Genomic DNA, 16,621 nt, shown 5'->3' on the forward strand with positions numbered 1-16,621 from the left:
TTTTAGTCAATGACTATAGTAACTTTTATTATTATGCTCTATAGAACGTTGTTGATAGAGTACTAAAGTTTTATCGTTAGGCTGAGGTGAAATCATGAGTGAAATCGCGGGGCTTGTTGGAGAAAACATTCGTCAATTGCGCAAAAAAAGAGGCTTCAGTCAGGAGCAGCTCGCTTTGCGTGCTGACATAAACGCATCCTATATGGGTCAGGTTGAGCGCGGCGAGAAAAATCCGACCATTGATGTGCTTGGCAAAATTGCATTCGCACTTCAAACGCCGTTGGAAAAACTCGTAGACGTTGTTTCCTTACCTGACCCTTCCCAAGAACCTCTGGAGGATGAATATGCGACAAAAGTTGTTCATCAAATGAACGGTCTCAGCTTAAAGGAACAGGAAGCCATCTACCGTTTCGTTAAGCAGCTCGTGCAATTTAAAGAGATTCAATAAACGAGAATAATAGGAATACGCATATACAGAAACAGGGGCTGTCCAATCGACATCAATGATGACGATTGGACAGCCCCTGTTATTGCATGCATTGAGAATCAGTCGTTTAAGGTGAAACGGCTGCCGCTGTCCTTTGGCGGCGCGGCGCGCTTCATTCCAAGAAATATAGAGAATGTATGGCCAATGGAGATACTTTCCTATATTTCAAAAAAGAAAGATTCGTCGCCCGCGCTTTTTGCCAGCCTTATTCGACCAGCTTAAGCTGCAATCAGCCTATCCCCGCGCTCTTCTCGATGCAGAAGCTTTCTGAATGAGCTTTTGTTCCCACAGCAATGCCTTCGCCTTCTTTATGCGGGCCAGCTCTTTCCGTTTCTCTTCGCCCATTAGAAGCGCATTGATATTGGCAATGATAATTAATGACGCGAACACTAGCCATACCAGCCCAAATACACTCAACAAGCTCCATGGCGCGCTCAGCTCCAGACGCGGAAATGCATATACGAGCATCGCAAGCGCAATAAGCAAATACAATACGTGACGTCCTTTTCCTGAAAACATTTAAGCACCTCCATCCGGTTGTATGCGTCCAAGTCCACTTGTCCGCATGACCATTCTATGAAGGAAGGACAGGTTATATGACTGCTGTTAATCCACGATTGATTTCAGCACGTCCGACATGATCCGATTCACATCCTCGAAAACCACTGCAAAACGGCGTTCGGCATCCAGCAGCCTAGCGATCAGCGGATTAAGCGCAATCACCTCGTAAAGAGCGTTCATCTTCTCCATATCCACTGCAGAAGGCTCTTCTCCAGCCATCATTTTCTGCTGCAGGAACGTTTGGCGTTCGCGAAAATCGTCAAGCATCCCCTTTGCTTCGGGATCCGCTTCTGCTTCATCCTTGGCTATCTTCAGCAGTTTGGCCTCCTCGCACTCCTTGAGCACCTTCGCTAATTCATAAGCTTTGTCATAAACATTCATTCGTATCACTCCTAATCCTTGTTCCCTAATAATCTAGACTCGTTTTCGATTCACAAAGGGATAGATGTCCTCATATGATGAAGTAATTCGTGTAAAACACCCATAGACCACTGTCCACTTATCGTCACCTCCTGCTTGGAAGGAGATTTATGATGCTCAAATCGAAAGTAGCCGTACAGGTGATCAGCTCCGGCATGCTTCCGGAAGATACGCTCATGCTTGGCGAAGCTCAAGTGAAGCAGTGGAAAATCCCTCAAGGCCAACATATCATCTTGAAGTTCGGCGCGTTTCGGCAGCATGTGAAGATCATCCCCGTCGCAAAATATGACGGTATGAGAATGAGCCAAAGCTTAGCCAGACTAATGGGATTAACAAGCGGCAGCTCTATTCGGCTGCAATACAAAGCCAGCATAGCGACGCTTGTTTTGGGGCCTTTGATCGGCGTGCTCGTCAGCCGGGATTACCCGCACTTGCCGGATAAACCCTTTGGTTCCATTACGATGTTCTGCAGGGAGCTTGTTGAAGCCTGTACGGCGCAAGGCGCATACGTTTATTTTTTCACGCCAAACGAGATCGGCCCCAGTCTCGATAATATCGACGGCTGGATTTATTCAGATGGTTGGCGCAAGGTCACAATGCCAGTCCCCGACGTCGTCAATAACCGGCTAACCACTCGGAAACTGGAGAATAGACCCAGCGTACAACATTTCATGAAGGAAGTAAAACTGAAGCATCAGACGACCGTTTTCAACGAAAAGTTCTTGGATAAGACCGAGGTTTTCGACGCGCTCAAAAAGGATGAGACATTGGTTCGGTATTTGCCGGAATCCCATTTGCTTCGCAACTTCACGATGCTGAAATCGATGTGCTCGAGGTACAGCAACGTGTTCCTCAAACCCGTTCGCGGCAGCTTGGGGAAAGGGATCATACGAATAACGCGGCTTGAAACCGGCAGCTACCAAGCGATGTATGCAACCGCAGCGGGCACTCGGAAGCAGCCCTACACCAGCCTAGTAAAGCTGTTCTCTACCATCTCGGTCAAAATGAAAACCGTACGGTATCAGATTCAGCAGGGGCTGCAATTGATTGAAATCCAGAAGCGGCCGGTTGATTTCCGTGCCCTCGTCCAAAAGAATGCAGCAGGGAAATGGACGATCACATCCATCGTTGCACGAACAGCCGGAAACCACCATTTCGTCTCCAATTTGGCGCGCGGCGGGACGCTCAGCACCGTAGGCGAAGCTGTTGCGAAGTCCAACCTGCAGGCCGGCGTCAGCAGGCAGGATGCCGCACACCGGCTCCAGCAAGCTGCGCTGAATATCGCACGCGGCGTCGATACGCAAATTCCGGCTCATTTCGGGGAGCTTGGCATCGATCTGGCCATGGATACAAGCGGACGCGTGTGGCTGCTGGAAGTCAACTCCAAACCGTCCAAAAACGATAATACGCCGCTGAATGACAACAAAATCCGTCCATCTGTCCGCATGATGATCCAATACTCCAGATTTTTATCAGGCTTTTAGCGGAGGTGCCTATGCGTACACAACAGATCAGTTTCGGCATCATCGTCGCATCCATTGCCAATGACGAAGCAGAACAGCCCATCCTGCCGGAGCCTTCGTTCTACAAGGCGCTCTGCCTGACAGGCAAGAAGCACGGTATCGATGTCTACGTATTTGACGCAGCGGGACTCCCTCCGCTTAATCACGAGCTGTATGGATGCCGCTGGGAGGATGATCGCTTTATTCGGCAGCCGGTTCCGCTGCCTGATGTGGTTTATGACCGCTGCTTTTTCATCGATGCCGCACAGCAGCTTGCTTGCCGGAACATGCTGGGCAGGCTGGCAGCTATCAAGCCCTATCAGCAGCTTAACGGAAGGCTGCCGTCAAAGCTCGACGTTTATGAATCATTGAAGGAGGACGGGGCTCTTGCGCGACATTTGCCTCGTACCCAATTATTCCAAACGGCTGAGCAGCTGCTAGAGCTCACTGCGCGCCAGCAGCTTGGCCTTATCCTCAAGCCCTCGTCCGGCATGCAGGGCAGAGGGATCCTCCATGTCACGCGACATCCGCTTGAGGGGACTTTGCATGTAAAGGGACGCAGCCGTTCAAACCGCTCCTTCACCTTGGCTTTTTCCAGCGATGATGCGTTCAAGCATTGGTTATCCCGCTTCGTTCATCTAGCTCCTTATCTGATTCAGCCTTACTTGGAGCTGAGCGGCGAAGACGGGAAGCCATTCGACGTCAGAGTACTCATCCAAAAAGGCGAGAAGAGCAATTGGCTGATCTCTGGCGTTGCGGTTCGCTCAGGCATAGCCGGCTCGCTCACCTCCAATCTTCATGGAGGTGGTGCGGCTCATCCAGCCGCACAGCTGCTTTCTGCCAAATTTGGAAAGGCTGAATCCGAACGTTTGCTAGAACAGATCCATACAATAAGCAAGCAAACCGCCGAACAGCTGGAAAGTAAATTCGGCAGACTTGCCGAGCTAGGATTAGATTATGGCATTGACCGAAGCGGCCATGTTTGGCTGCTTGAAGCGAACGCCAAGCCCGGTCGCTCTTCCTTTCAACGCAATGGCGACCAAGAGGCCGAGCGGCTTTCAATCGAGAGACCGCTTCTATACGCACGCACACTGACTAGGCGCTTATCACCGTCCTTTGTAGCCAATGAATCCGCAAACGGCCGTCTTCTTCACGCAAGCCCCAACAACCTATTACGGCCTTTCAACGTTCAGGAGGTTCATCGATGAGTTTGACAACTTGTAACGTACATTTCTCACAGCAAACGAATAAAATCGTTTATCTATCCAGCCCGCTCCTCAAGCAACTGAAGCTCTCCGGCAAAAAATCGATTCATCTCAAGCTGGGCAATGAGGTAATCGTAGCGGAAATCAAGCAGCTCAAGCGGCCGGGCAATCATCTGTATTTATCCGCAGGCGTACGCCAATCCATCAAGGTTCCCAAATCCGGCAATGTGTATGTGCTCAATTCCGGTGAAAACGAACTTCAGCTCGGACCTTTGGTCGGGATACTAAGTGACAACCCGATCCGATCCGAGAGCAATCCTTTCGGTCCAAGAACCGGCTTTATTAAGCAGGTCATTCGGACCGGTGAGCATAAAGCCTACCTATTCGGCTTCACGCCAAGCGACATCAACTGGCAGCAGGAGACGATTAACGGTTATTTCCTCAATCCTCAAGGCGGCTGGTATCGTAAAATCGTACCGCTTCCGGATGTTGTGTACAACCGATTGCCAAGTCGAAAAGCAGAAACCTCTGCTTCCATCAACGCGCTTCGCGAGCGTTTCGTACGTCGCAAAATTCCGTTCTTCAACTGGAGCTTCTTCAATAAAGCTGACGTCTATAAGCTCTTAGACAACGACCCGGAAGCGCTGAACCATCTACCTGAATCCGTGTCAGGCCCGTCAGCTGAGAAAATGAAGGAAATGCTCGAGAAACATCAGTTTCTATATTTCAAACCTACTGCCGGCAGTCTGGGTATGGGTATTTACCGACTAACCTATCATCCGAAACGCGGCTATTTCGCCCGCTACCGCAAAGGCAGCCAAAACGTGCTGCTGCGCTTTAATACCTTCAACAGCCTCATGCGCATGCTGCAGGCTAAGCACGGAAGCAGCTTGAACCATTACGTCGTGCAGCAAGGCATTCGCCTCGTCGAAATTGACAGCTGCCCGCTCGACTTCCGCTTTCATATGCATAAAAACGGCAACAACGAATGGATTCCTGCCGGTATTGGCGCAAAGAAGGCTGGACGCGGCAGCGTCACGACCCATGTCAAAAACGGCGGTTCGCTCATGACACCTGAGCAGGCGCTTAGCAAAACATTCGGCTCCGAAGCAGATGCCGTGCTCGAGAAGGCAAAGCTTGCATCCATCAAGCTCTCGGAGGCAATCGAACGCAATTACCCCCATCGCCTAGGCGAGCTGGGGCTTGATCTCGGCATTGATAAAGACGGAGAAGTATGGATGTTTGAAGCCAACGCGAAGCCGGGACGCTCGATCTTCAAGCATCCGGCACTACGCTCCGAGGGGCGTGCATCGCTATCCTATATTCTAGAACATTGCTTATATCTTAGCCGCTTCCAAGGTCAGGGAGGTAATGGCTGATGGACAGCATGCTTCCAGATGACGCCGACTACAGAGAGCTTCGTGCCGGACGAAACGTTCTCGCGATTCTTACCATCGAGGATGATGCCCAGCTTTTTCGCGGCAACCGCAGCAACTTCATTGATTTAATTCGGACCGGTCAGTCGATGGGCTTCATCGTCTATGTGCTGACCGTGAAAAACCTTCTGCTCACGAGACGCAGCTTGAAGGGCTACGTTTACAACGAATCCGAGGATGTTTGGCAGCTGCGTTTGCTGCCTTTCCCGGATATTATTTATAACCGCATTCCTTTGCGCGAGGATGAGATCCAGCCTTCGGTCAGAATGAAGATCAATGCGTGCAAAAAACATCCGCGCGTTACTTTGTTTAATCCTGCTTTTTTCAATAAATGGGATTTGTTCGAATGGCTCCGCCTATCCAAATCGACCAAACCCTATATTCCTACCACGCGCAAGCTGATCTCTGTTTCGGGCCTTGGGCGGATGATGCAGAGGCATCCTTACCTCTATTTGAAGCCGGAAAGCGGGAAAGCAGGCAAGGGCATCATGACCATTAAGGTTCATGCCGAGAAGCAGCTTCCTTATCGCTTGAAAATTCAAGAGAACAAAAAGAGCGCCACCTATAACTGCGCGACGATCTACAAGCTCTGGAGCCGGATTCAAAAGCAAAGCGGAGGAGAGGCTTATATTGCACAGCAAGGCATCAACCTCGCTTCCTTCAATGAGAGAAGGTTCGATCTTAGGGCGCTTGTTCAAAAAAACCAGCGGGGCCAATGGGACATTACCGGAATAGGGGCGAGAATAGCCGGTGTTTCCAGCATTACGACTCATGTTCCTCGCGGCGGGATGATCGAGGACCCGGAGAAGCTGCTCGTTAATTCATTTAATGAGGAACAGGCGCGTAAACTGCTAATAAAAGCGAAAAACACCGCCGTATTGATTGCCAAACAGATCGAGCGCGCTTCCGGGCAGCTGCTAGGCGAAATGTCGATGGATATAGGGGTGGACAGCGCGGGTAATATGTGGTTTTTCGAGGCGAACTCCAAGCCAATGAAGTTCGACGAGCCGCATATCCGCCAGAAATCACTGGAACGCATTTTTCATTACGGAGCTTATTTAGCAAGATTAAAAACAGAGAAAGCAGGAGGCGCGTAACATGGATCTAGAGCTGCTTACACCTGAAACATGGCTGGCGGAACAAAAAAGACTAATCGGCTTTTCCATTCGGTTCGGAGATAAGCGGCTTGCGGTCTCGACCATCCATGCGCTGCGCAAGCTAGACCCCTCCTTGCTTCAGCCTGATTTGACCGGACAGTGCGGAGCGGCGGCTATCATTGCTAAACATGGCAGCCGCATCGTCGGCTTTGGGTTTGCAGAAGCAGGCGGCGAGGCAGCCTGCATGGTCGTCGTTCATCCAGAAGCGAGAAGCCTCGGAATCGGCGGTTCCCTCGTTCAGGCCATGATCCAGCGCCTTGGCAAGCTAAGCTGCAATGTTGCGGTGGACAATACCGCCAGCATGGCGCTATGCTTTCGGCTTGGCATGACCGCCGTATCCATGCACAGAGGTCCGACAGGCAAACCGACGCTTCGTTTCGAAAGGGGAACCGCCCATGACTCAACCCGTCCTAGGCATCCTGACTTTATACCTCAATGAAGCAGGGTATCTGGAGGAACGATCCATTTATCAAAAAATGACCGCCGCAGGGCATAAGCTGGGCCTTAGCATCTTCGTATTTACGCCCAAGGATGTCAACTATGCACAAAACAAGATTCATGCGCTCTTCTATAATGTAGAGACGAAATCTTGGTCACGCAAATGGACTGCTTTCCCGCATATGATCTATGATCGCTGCCGTATTCAGCGAACCTATCGGTTCGAGCAGCTGCTTAAATTCCGCAGCAAATATGGCCACTTAATGTTTTTGAATCGTCCGCTTCGCAACAAATGGACCATTCATCGCGTTTTATCCAAGGATTCGCGATTTCGCGGATATTTGCCTGCTACCAAGTATATTGAAGACATCAACGATGTATCCGACATCGTTCGAAAGTATTCGCTCGTTTACCTGAAGCCGATTAACGGTACGGGCGGCAGAGGCATCCTTCGGATCGAGAGGCGTAAAGACGGACAACTGCATATCCAAGGCCGCGACCACGAAAGGCGTATTATCAAGCCGCAGCAGATTTCGGCTGCCGGACTAAACGACTATTTGGTTCCGTGGCAGCTGAGGAGCAACCGATACATTGCCCAGCAGGGTATTCAAATAAAGCTTGCAAACGGACGTGTGCATGATTATCGGATGCTCGTTCAAAAAAACGGCGAGGGACAATGGGAAGTAACTGGCTGCGCTGGCAGGATCGGCGCCGCTGGCAGCATTACGTCCAATCTCCATGGCGGCGGGCATGCCGCCACTATGACCGCCTTGCTGAAAGAATGGCTGCGCGACGAGACACGGGTATCGCAGGTCAAGGAAGAAGCGGAGAAGTTCGGAGTAGCCGTAGCCTCTTATTTGGAGAACAACTACGGAAGGCTTTGCGAGCTTGCGCTTGATTTGGCAATCGATCGCAAAGGCGGCATCTGGCTGCTGGAAGTCAATCCGAAGCCCGCAAGAGAAGTGTTTTCCCAAGCTGGGGAAAAGGAAGTCTACCGCAAAGCGATTATTCGCCCTCTCGAATATGCGCTCTGGCTGCACAATCAGAAAAAGCGCAAGAAAAGCAAAGATAAGCCGGCGGCTGTATCGGATGTCCGGTCGGAATATGGTTACGATTGGAATTTAGATTAACGCCTGAAGCTATTCATTCCTATATAATATCCACAAAAAAACACCTGCCGGTAAGCAGCGCGAAAACGCAGCATACCTGGCAGGTGTTTTGACGTGATGCAAGACCGTCCCTCATCAGGCTTGGCCTCCCATTCCCTGCTATAGCTCATAGCCATTCATTAGCAAATGCGCCTTGAACATTTCTTTGGATGATGGCATGTCCTCGGCAACAGGCCAAGAGTCCGAAGTCCAGATTCCAGACTGCTTGAGCGCACGTGGACAATGGATAAAGCACTCCTGCACCTCTACTATAACGGCCAGCTCAGGTGCTTTCCCGCTCCAGTCCATGCTTTCAATCAGCTCCGCGTCCTTCGTTATCGAAGCACGCCCATTGATGCGAAGCACCTCCTGCATCCCAGGAATGACAAACAGCATGCCGATCTGAGGATTTTGAATGATGTTAAGCAAGGAGTCGATTCGGCGGTTGCCTGATCGCTCTGGATATATAAGCCTATAATCATCAAGTGACTTCACAAAGCCAGCCTCGTCGCCGCGCGGAGACGTGTCACAGCGGCCTGAAGCGTCCGAAGAGGACAAGAAAAATAAAGGGGATAACGATAAGAAGTGCCGAATATGTTCTTCCATTCGTGATACGCTTTTTTGAACAACCGCTTCATGCGGCGTGCCTACAATTTCCTTCAATTGATCCGCAGTCATAATGAGTTCCGATTCTTTAGTTGCCTGAACCATGTTAACGCTCCTTCAGCCTCGCGCTTCATTCGCCAGCTGCTGTGAGCTGCCGGTAGAGCCGGGATTAATTCATTAAGTATCCAGCAGCTTAATCAGCTCCCGGAAATCGCCAATCAACGCATCTGCCCCATCCAGCTCCGCAGCTCGGCCATAGGTTGCATAGGCACAGCCAATTGCTTCCAAGCCATTTCCTTTGCCTGCTTCCACATCGGAGGATCGGTCGCCGACCATCCACGCCGATTGGATGCCATGGTCCTGTAGAAGGCGCGCAACCAAATCAACCTTGCTTGCGGTCGCGTATTCACCTGCGCTGTACAAGCCGTCGAACAGCTCAGCTATGCCTTTATAGCGCGCAACGCCCTTCACGTAATCCTCAAGCCCATTACTGGCTACGAACAGCTTCATTCCGCGCTGCTTCAGCTCGCGCAGCGTCCCCTCCACATAAGGGTAAAGCTCCCCTTCACCGGAGGCAAGTCCTTCGAGCTCATACTGCAGCAGCAATTCATCCGCGCGCTTTCTTGCCGCCTCCGTGCTATCAGGCATAACCTGACGCCAAATATCCTCGAGGAGCATGCCCAAACAGCTTAACAGCCGTTCTACTGGGGGCGTTTCATGCTCATAGAGCCGCTCTTCTCTTAATGTCTCGAACACGCGTTGGTGAACCGGGACAAGCAGCGTATCCGTCTCAAACAGCGTGCCGTCCATATCAAATATTAACGCTTCCGGCAATCGAAGCACTCGCTCGCTCATGGCCCAATCCTCCTTCAAAGTCTGCTCTTATCATACTGGAATTCACGAATTAATCGCAAGCCTGAAGCTCTATTTAGGGCTGAACAAATAGACCGGCAGCACCGCGATTCTAGCCAGCACATATGGACCAAGATAGGCACCGCTTGTTAAGAAGAACGGGTTCGCGAGCACGCGGTGCACCTCAGTCATAAATACCGTATCATGCAGCAGCGTCTGTGCCAACGCATCCGCCGCAGTTACAAAAAACAAAAAAGCAGCTACAACCGCTATGCCATCAAATATTCGGCTCGCCATACCGCTTAGCCTGCTAATCCACACAAGCAAACCTGTTCCGGCTGCAAGTGCGGCACCAATCAAGATCATCATTTTGATCATCACCTCTAGTGACAGGATTGGTTATTTGCTTCCTCCTTAAACTACGTTCCCCCATCATCTATTCAAGAATCGTGAATAAATAGAGGCGGAATGGTTTACATATGATACAAGAAGCTTTAGCAAACAATGAATTGATGGAGGGATCGACTATGAAAAACAGCTATCGATGGTTGAATACCATTGGTCTCGCTGCCGTGCTGATCGTAAATGGGTTAGCTCAATGGCTTCCAATCAATGACAAAACGACAGGCGAGTTGTCCGCTAAATATCCTGTACTCTTTACCCCAGCACCATATGCATTCTCGATATGGTCGGTCATTTATTTGCTGCTCATTGGTTTTGTTGCTTATCAACTAAGCCCGAAAGGCGCAAACAGCCAAATCGTTCAGCGAATTGGACCTTGGTTTCTAATCAGCTGTCTGCTGAACGTAGCCTGGATTCTCGTATGGCATTACGAAAAGCTAGGCAGCAGCGTATTCGTCATGCTGGCCCTCCTGCTTTCGCTTATCTCGATCTATACGTCAGTGAGAAAGGGCAAGCAGGCACCTACACGGGGCGAGCGCTACCTCGTAAGACTTCCATTCAGTATTTATCTGGGCTGGATCAGCACCGCAACAATCGTGAACATTACCGTTGCGTTGTCTGCGACCGACTGGAACGGCTTTGGTCTCTCAGATGTCATATGGACAATTATTTTACTTGTCATCGCCACACTGCTCGCCGTTACGATCGGTTTCTCCTTTCTCGATCCTGCGTTTATCCTTGTTTTTATTTGGTCCTTCATCGCCATCGCCGTCAAGGGCGGTCAGCAAGCCGATGTCACTTTAGCGGCTTTTATCCTCGCAGCGCTTCTGGCAGCAACTGCTGTGTATGTTCTAATCATCGCGAATAAAAGGAAAGCGGCTGCATATTGAAAAAAAGAACCGGATATGTCACACTGTGTGTTGGGTATCAGTACGATTGGCCCATGCAGGAAAGGACGTGACGGTTCACGTATGATGAAATGGCTGCTTCGTTCCATGACAGAATTAAGCTCTCGCAAGTGGATATCCCGCATAACAGGCAAATTGGCGCATTCGTCTGCCAGCCGCCGATTTATTTCACGCTTCGCCGCAGCATACAGCATTAAAACAGAGGAAGCAGAAATGCCTCTGTCACAATATAAGACGCTAAATGAGTTTTTCACCCGTCGGCTAAAACCGGGACTTCGGCCGATCCACGAAGGCACAGGCGCATTAGTAAGCCCGGTAGACGCGCTCATTACGGGAGCTGGAGAGATTACCAGCGGGACGATTGTCAATGTAAAGGGCCAGGACTATACGATCGATGAGCTGCTTAACCGATCGCCGCGAACGGCCAATTACATGAACGGTTATTACCTCGTCCTTTATTTGAGTCCAACCGATTACCATCGCATCCATACCCCAGTAAGCGGGCGCATCGTTGAACGCGAGCATATCGCGGGCAAGGTGTATCCCGTTAACGACTTTGGCTTGCGTCATATGCGCCGAGTATTAAGTCGAAACGAGCGGCTTATCACTTATATGCAGCATCCGGCAGGAGAGGTCGCAGTCGTTAAGGTCGGCGCGATGAACGTCAGCAGCATTCAATATGTGCAGCCGCTCAAAGAAGAGATGCATAAAGGCGATGAGCTGGCCTACTTCGAGTTCGGCTCCACTGTCGTTCTGCTGCTTGAGGACAGCACCTTCACGCCGCGAGAGAACGGCTTGCTTGGCGCAAAGGTCCGAATGGGCGAGCGGCTCGGCACCCTCCACGATGAATAGAACAAGGGCTGTCCCAAAAGATGCTGCTATAGCGGGCACATCCCATTAAGTACACGAAAGAACCTTCGACACCACTAAAAGTGGAGCTGAAGGTTCTTTTTAATCTCCAATATGAACAAAGCAGGCGCTGCTATTTCCATGTGGGCTCTTAGGACAGCCCTTGTGCCGGGCTATCTAATTTCCGACGGGCTGCGCCCCGTATACTGCTTAAACTGGCGGCTGAAGAAAAAGATATCGCGATACCCCAGCGCATCCGCTACCTCCGTTACGTTCATCCCCGCATGCATCAGCAAATGCTGCGCGCGTTCGATCCGGGTGCGGATCATGTAGGTTTGCACGGACATTCCGATCAGCTCTTTGAATTTCATTGAAAAATACCGGGGCGACAGCTGGGCACGCATGGCCAAGTCTTCCACGCGATGCGCAATGCTCGGGTTCTGGCGAACAAAGTTCGCGACCTCGTGAATGGCTTCCGTGAGTTGATTGCTTGCTTTCTTCTCAACGGGGAGCTGCTTGTCTTCCCTTAGCAGATGTATCATCAGCTGCTTCAGAACGAGCTGCGCTTCTTCCTCTGCCGCATACGTCTGTACGAGAAACAGCCTGACATATCGCGAGAGCATATATTCAAAATCAACGGTATCATGCAGCTGCCTGTAACGGTTCGGTACCGCTGCTATCGTTTCGCTCACTGCAAAATGAATATAGGATAAGACGAGCGGGCGCTGAGGATTGTGGGTAGCGCTTGTATAATCGCCGGGGCGGAATAAAAAACAGCTCCCCGGTCCGACCTCGTAAGGGGTACCGTTAACCTCAACTTCCCCTTCTCCGCTCCATACATAGAATAAGTCGAAATTAGCCATTGGCTTCTCACGTCTCGCCCATCTCCAGCCAGGCTCGCATACGATCTTGGCAAAGGCAGGCAGTAGTACGAAAGAATCCGGCGAAATGTGCAGCATCATGCAACCTCCTGTACAAATCTATGCCGTCATCATACAACAGCGGCAAAGTTTTGCGCAAGCCGCACAAAGTTACGAAAAAATTTGCTTTGAGAATGGTTTGCAGCTCCGAAAAAATGTTATAATAGCACCCGACAAGCGAAAACGGCTCAGGCCTAATAATACCTAATTCAAATGAATGATTTCGGAAGGAAGGAATAAAGTCCATGAACCCACTTGCTCAGCAGTTAAACGAGACGTTGCAATCGGAGAGTCCGAACGTCTATGCGATGTTGTCAACCTTAGGCAAAGCGATTTATTTCCCGAAGGAGGGCATACTCAGTCAGTCCGCCGAAGCGAAAACGAAAGCAACGAAATTTAACGCAACGATCGGAATTGCAACAGAAGGCGGACAGCCTATGCATCTCAAGGTTATTCAAGAGACGCTCACTGCTTACAATCCGAAAGATATATATGAATACGCGCCGCCCGGCGGGAAGCCCGAGCTTCGCGCTGCTTGGCGCACCAAGATGATACAAGACAATCCGTCGCTTGAGTCCAAGAGCTTCGGCAATCCTGTCGTAACCAATGCCTTGACCCACGGGCTAAGCATCGTAGCCGATTTATTCGCAGACGCAGGCGACGCCGTTATTATTCCAAATAAAAACTGGGAAAACTACGAGCTTACTTTCGGAATCCGCCGCGGTGCCGAGATCGTGGAATATCCGCTTTACAATGAACAAATCCGTTTCAACAGCGCGGGTCTTCGCGAGGCCTTGCTCGCTCAGAAGGACAAAGGAAAAGCCATCGTGGTACTGAACTTCCCGAATAATCCGACGGGCTACACGCCAGGAATTCAAGAAGGCGAAGAAATCGTCGCTGCGATTCGTGAAGCGGCAGAAGCCGGTATTAACGTAGTTGTCGTAACCGATGACGCTTATTTCGGCTTGTTCTTCGAGGATTCCCTGCATGAGTCGCTGTTCGCCAAGCTGTCCGACCTTCATCCTCGCGTTCTTGCCATTAAGGTTGACGGAGCAACGAAAGAGGAGTACGTCTGGGGCTTCCGTGTAGGCTTTATTACCTATGCATCTGCCTCTGCAGCCGTTCTTGCCGCACTGGAGCAGAAAACGACAGGTATTATCCGTGCAACGATTTCGAGCGGTCCGCATCCTTCGCAAACATTCGTGCTGCACGCATTGAAGTCGCCTGATTTTGAAGCACAGAAAGCGGAGAAATACGAGATTATGAAAGGCCGCGCCAACCGAGTCAAAGATTTGCTCGATAGCGGCCGTTATGGCGACGTGTGGGATTACTATCCGTTTAACTCCGGCTACTTCATGTGCTTGAAGCTAAGCGGCGTGACAGCAGAAGCGGTACGCGTTCACTTGCTGAACCAATATGGCATCGGCACGATTGCGCTCGGAGAAACGGATCTGCGTGTTGCCTTCTCTTGCATTGAGGAAGAAAACCTTGAAGAATTGTTCGATACCATATTCAAAGCCGTTAATGAATTGATTGCCTAATAACAACTTGCTTACAAAAAAACGTGCTCGAAGCTTGTCTGCTGACAAACTCGAGCACGTTTTTTGTTTTAACTTCCGCTTTCAAGCTCCATTAATCCTCTTCTTCATCTAAAGCAAGCTTCTTCCGCAAGCGGCCTGGTCGAATCATCAAATAGACAGCTGCCAGCGCTGCTGCGGCAATCGAAGGCATGTACACGCCCGACAGAGCAAGAGGCAATGCCACAAATAGCCAAAGCAGTACCGTGCACAGCAGCATAGCGAATCGATCCACCTTTAAAAATTGATCGATTCTTTGCTTTTCCGGCAGCGGGTATACATGCTTCCATACCGAATAGCGATGGACATGCCGCAGCCCGCCTAATTGAACGGCTATTAAGCCCATAAAAACGACGAACGTAATGACGCTTCCGTACCCTGACAGCGAGACCGCCTCAGCAAACCAATAGGTAATCAAGCATCCGAGGAAGAGCAGCCGAACGATAATGCCGCCCATTTCCGTTCTCATCAGCGATGCCGAATAGAGATAAACGAATGTGTGTCGATTCGTATAACGGATTATACGGAGCAGCCACGTCAAATAGGAACGTTTGGCTATGCTGGATGGCAGCGTCGGTACGTCGATGAATAGTCCAAAAAAAGCATAATAGCGTTTCCGTGTCCGCGCTTCCTCATCAATCAGCCTCTCCCATGGAAACCGATGCTTGCTCGGCAACCGGTAGAGAACCATATAAAGAAGCCCGAGAAGCAGCGTATAGGCTGCCGCTTGCCACAGCACGAGGGTAAGCCAAGCTGCAAGCGTTAACGCCGTCATCAACCAGCGCAGCCCGCGAAGAAGCCGTCTCATGCCCGGCCAGCTCATTTGGCGTTCTTTCCATGCACCCCATACATTCGCGCCCTTTAAGCCTGCAGCAACGGCAGCAAGCAACCATGCTCCGTTAATCGACGGACCTTGCGAATAAATCGGCATATACAGAAGGAATACGATGGCTGCGAGAACAGAACAAGCTACCGTCGTATAACGGAACGATAACCGTAAATATCCGTTCATCTCAGCCTCTCGCGGCATTAGAAATACGGCGTCGCCAGCAGCGAGCCATGTTCGTAGCGGACTCCAGCACAATACAAGTGTCAAAGCGATTATGCCTACCGCAGTAAATGGGAACTCAGCGGGCATATTTCGAATTAAGCCGATATAGCCGATAGCAGAGGAGATAACGAACAAAGACATAAAAGCTGGAAAGCCGCTCTGCCCCATATAGCGAAAATAAGGAAATGCCTCCTCACGGAACGCCTTCCCCCGACGATGCCATAACGCTTCAAGCGCCCGATTGTTGCCCATTACGCATTGCCTCCTGTAACGAGCTTATAGAAGGCATCCTCCAGCGAACCGCCGCGCATCTCCATTCCGGCTGCCCTTCTTACATCCTCCAGCGTGCCTATCGCAACGATTCTCCCGTGGTGCATGACTATAAATCGGTCGCAATAGGCTTCTACGGTGGATAAAATATGCGAGCTCATAAGAATGGCTGCGCCTTTCTGCTTCACCTCTACAAGCCGCTCGAGCAAGGAGCGAATACCGAGCGGATCAAGTCCCAGAAAAGGCTCATCGATGATGTACAAAGGCGGCTCCGCAAGCAGCGCGTTCATAATCATTACTTTCTGCTTCATCCCCTTTGACAAATGGGAAGCAAATGCTTTGCGTTTCGGCATCATTTGGAATTGCTTAAGCAGCTCTTCCTCCCGTTCAGCGTAATCGACGTCCTTCACGCTGTAAGCCATGCCGGTTAAGCGCAAATGCTCCTCCACCGTCAGCTCATCGAATAGTACAGGCGTCTCCGGTACGTAAGCAAACGCGGAACGGTAACGCTCTGTTTCCTCTTCTAGCGTCACGCCGTCAATTCGCACTTCGCCGGTTTGCGGCTTCATCAGACCTAATAAATGCTTAATCGTGGTGCTTTTTCCTGCGCCGTTAAGCCCGATCAGTCCAATCATTTCCCCTGCTTTAACCTCGAAGGAAATATCGTGCAGCACGGGTCTTCTTGGGCTGTAGCCCCCGGTTAATCCGCTAACTTTCAAAATGGACTCCATTCTATCACCTTCAACATTGCAAATTGGTATAAGCTATTAAACAGCATACCGAATTATGGAGCCAATATCAAAAAAACAATGTTTTGGGTTCCTTGAACAGC

18 protein-coding genes are annotated in these 16,621 nt (G+C 50.5%); 10 read left to right on the top strand and 8 right to left on the bottom strand.

What is annotated here, in order from left to right:
* Nucleotides 1-94 precede the first annotated feature (94 nt).
* Nucleotides 95-448, top strand: coding sequence for a helix-turn-helix domain-containing protein (locus AB4Z29_RS00565; protein WP_441941230.1), 354 nt, complete (start codon nt 95-97; stop codon nt 446-448).
* A 273-nt stretch (nt 449-721) separates the two neighbouring features.
* On the opposite strand, the gene AB4Z29_RS00570 is transcribed toward AB4Z29_RS00565, so the two are convergent.
* Nucleotides 722-1,006: a hypothetical protein gene (locus tag AB4Z29_RS00570; protein WP_183557446.1), complete on the bottom strand. Its 285-nt coding sequence runs from the start codon at nt 1,004-1,006 to the stop codon at nt 722-724.
* Nucleotides 1,007-1,093: 87 nt separating this feature from the next.
* Nucleotides 1,094-1,429, bottom strand: coding sequence for a YlbF family regulator (locus tag AB4Z29_RS00575; RefSeq protein WP_441941231.1), 336 nt, complete (start codon nt 1,427-1,429; stop codon nt 1,094-1,096).
* A 152-nt stretch (nt 1,430-1,581) separates the two neighbouring features.
* Here AB4Z29_RS00575 and AB4Z29_RS00580 point away from each other — a divergent pair, with 152 nt between their 5' ends.
* From AB4Z29_RS00580 to AB4Z29_RS00605, 6 genes are read left to right on the top strand one after another with little or no spacing between them, the layout of a single operon-like run.
* Nucleotides 1,582-2,952: a YheC/YheD family endospore coat-associated protein gene (locus AB4Z29_RS00580; RefSeq protein ID WP_441941569.1), complete on the top strand. Its 1,371-nt coding sequence runs from the start codon at nt 1,582-1,584 to the stop codon at nt 2,950-2,952.
* A gap of 11 nt (nt 2,953-2,963) precedes the next feature.
* Nucleotides 2,964-4,178 (top strand): YheC/YheD family endospore coat-associated protein, encoded by a 1,215-nt coding sequence (locus tag AB4Z29_RS00585; RefSeq protein ID WP_441941232.1) that lies wholly within the window; start codon nt 2,964-2,966, stop codon nt 4,176-4,178.
* Nucleotides 4,175-5,554 carry a YheC/YheD family endospore coat-associated protein gene (locus tag AB4Z29_RS00590; RefSeq protein WP_441941233.1) on the top strand — a complete coding sequence of 460 codons (1,380 nt, stop codon included), beginning with the start codon at nt 4,175-4,177 and terminating at the stop codon, nt 5,552-5,554. The genes AB4Z29_RS00585 and AB4Z29_RS00590 overlap by 4 nt, the downstream gene beginning before the upstream one ends.
* Nucleotides 5,554-6,708 carry a YheC/YheD family endospore coat-associated protein gene (locus tag AB4Z29_RS00595; protein WP_441941234.1) on the top strand — a complete coding sequence of 385 codons (1,155 nt, stop codon included), beginning with the start codon at nt 5,554-5,556 and terminating at the stop codon, nt 6,706-6,708. Before AB4Z29_RS00590 ends, AB4Z29_RS00595 begins: the two co-directional genes overlap by 1 nt.
* 1 nt (nt 6,709) lies before the next feature.
* Nucleotides 6,710-7,207, top strand: a complete 498-nt coding sequence (locus tag AB4Z29_RS00600) for a GNAT family N-acetyltransferase (protein ID WP_441941235.1) — start codon at nt 6,710-6,712, stop codon at nt 7,205-7,207.
* Nucleotides 7,164-8,336, top strand: a complete 1,173-nt coding sequence (locus AB4Z29_RS00605; RefSeq protein ID WP_441941236.1) for a YheC/YheD family endospore coat-associated protein — start codon at nt 7,164-7,166, stop codon at nt 8,334-8,336. The genes AB4Z29_RS00600 and AB4Z29_RS00605 overlap by 44 nt, the downstream gene beginning before the upstream one ends.
* 138 nt (nt 8,337-8,474) lie before the next feature.
* Here AB4Z29_RS00605 and AB4Z29_RS00610 read toward each other — a convergent pair whose 3' ends face one another.
* The 3 genes from AB4Z29_RS00610 to AB4Z29_RS00620 form a co-directional block, all read right to left on the bottom strand.
* Nucleotides 8,475-9,065, bottom strand: coding sequence for an MSMEG_1061 family FMN-dependent PPOX-type flavoprotein (locus tag AB4Z29_RS00610; RefSeq protein WP_441941237.1), 591 nt, complete (start codon nt 9,063-9,065; stop codon nt 8,475-8,477).
* Nucleotides 9,066-9,137: 72 nt separating this feature from the next.
* On the bottom strand, nt 9,138-9,815 hold the full coding sequence (locus AB4Z29_RS00615; RefSeq protein ID WP_441941238.1) for an HAD family hydrolase: 678 nt from the start codon (nt 9,813-9,815) through the stop codon (nt 9,138-9,140).
* Between the two features lie 69 nt (nt 9,816-9,884).
* Entirely contained in the window at nt 9,885-10,181 is a 297-nt protein-coding gene (locus AB4Z29_RS00620) for a hypothetical protein (protein WP_441941239.1), read from the bottom strand.
* Nucleotides 10,182-10,339: 158 nt separating this feature from the next.
* On the opposite strand from AB4Z29_RS00620, the gene AB4Z29_RS00625 reads away from it, so the two are divergent.
* Both AB4Z29_RS00625 and asd read left to right on the top strand, forming a co-directional pair.
* Nucleotides 10,340-11,104 (top strand): tryptophan-rich sensory protein, encoded by a 765-nt coding sequence (locus AB4Z29_RS00625; protein ID WP_441941240.1) that lies wholly within the window; start codon nt 10,340-10,342, stop codon nt 11,102-11,104.
* Nucleotides 11,105-11,185: 81 nt separating this feature from the next.
* Nucleotides 11,186-11,974, top strand: a complete 789-nt coding sequence (gene asd, locus AB4Z29_RS00630; RefSeq protein ID WP_441941241.1) for an archaetidylserine decarboxylase — start codon at nt 11,186-11,188, stop codon at nt 11,972-11,974.
* A 170-nt stretch (nt 11,975-12,144) separates the two neighbouring features.
* Here the strand turns inward: asd and AB4Z29_RS00635 are convergent, their stop codons facing one another.
* Nucleotides 12,145-12,930 (bottom strand): helix-turn-helix domain-containing protein, encoded by a 786-nt coding sequence (locus AB4Z29_RS00635; RefSeq protein ID WP_441941570.1) that lies wholly within the window; start codon nt 12,928-12,930, stop codon nt 12,145-12,147.
* Nucleotides 12,931-13,136: 206 nt separating this feature from the next.
* On the opposite strand from AB4Z29_RS00635, the gene AB4Z29_RS00640 reads away from it, so the two are divergent.
* A complete protein-coding gene (locus AB4Z29_RS00640) occupies nt 13,137-14,432 on the top strand; it encodes an aminotransferase class I/II-fold pyridoxal phosphate-dependent enzyme (RefSeq protein ID WP_441941242.1) in 1,296 nt (431 codons plus the stop codon).
* Between the two features lie 91 nt (nt 14,433-14,523).
* On the opposite strand, the gene AB4Z29_RS00645 is transcribed toward AB4Z29_RS00640, so the two are convergent.
* Complete coding sequence (locus tag AB4Z29_RS00645; RefSeq protein ID WP_441941243.1) at nt 14,524-15,771, bottom strand: ABC transporter permease; 1,248 nt, start codon at nt 15,769-15,771, stop codon at nt 14,524-14,526.
* The gene (locus tag AB4Z29_RS00650) at nt 15,771-16,520 is read right to left on the bottom strand and encodes an ABC transporter ATP-binding protein (protein ID WP_441941244.1); all 750 of its coding nucleotides are present in this window, start codon (nt 16,518-16,520) and stop codon (nt 15,771-15,773) included. Before AB4Z29_RS00650 ends, AB4Z29_RS00645 begins: the two co-directional genes overlap by 1 nt.
* Nucleotides 16,521-16,621: the final 101 nt, after the last annotated feature.

The organism is Paenibacillus sp. 2TAB23, assembly GCF_052115165.1.
Lineage (GTDB): Bacteria > Bacillota > Bacilli > Paenibacillales > Paenibacillaceae > Pristimantibacillus.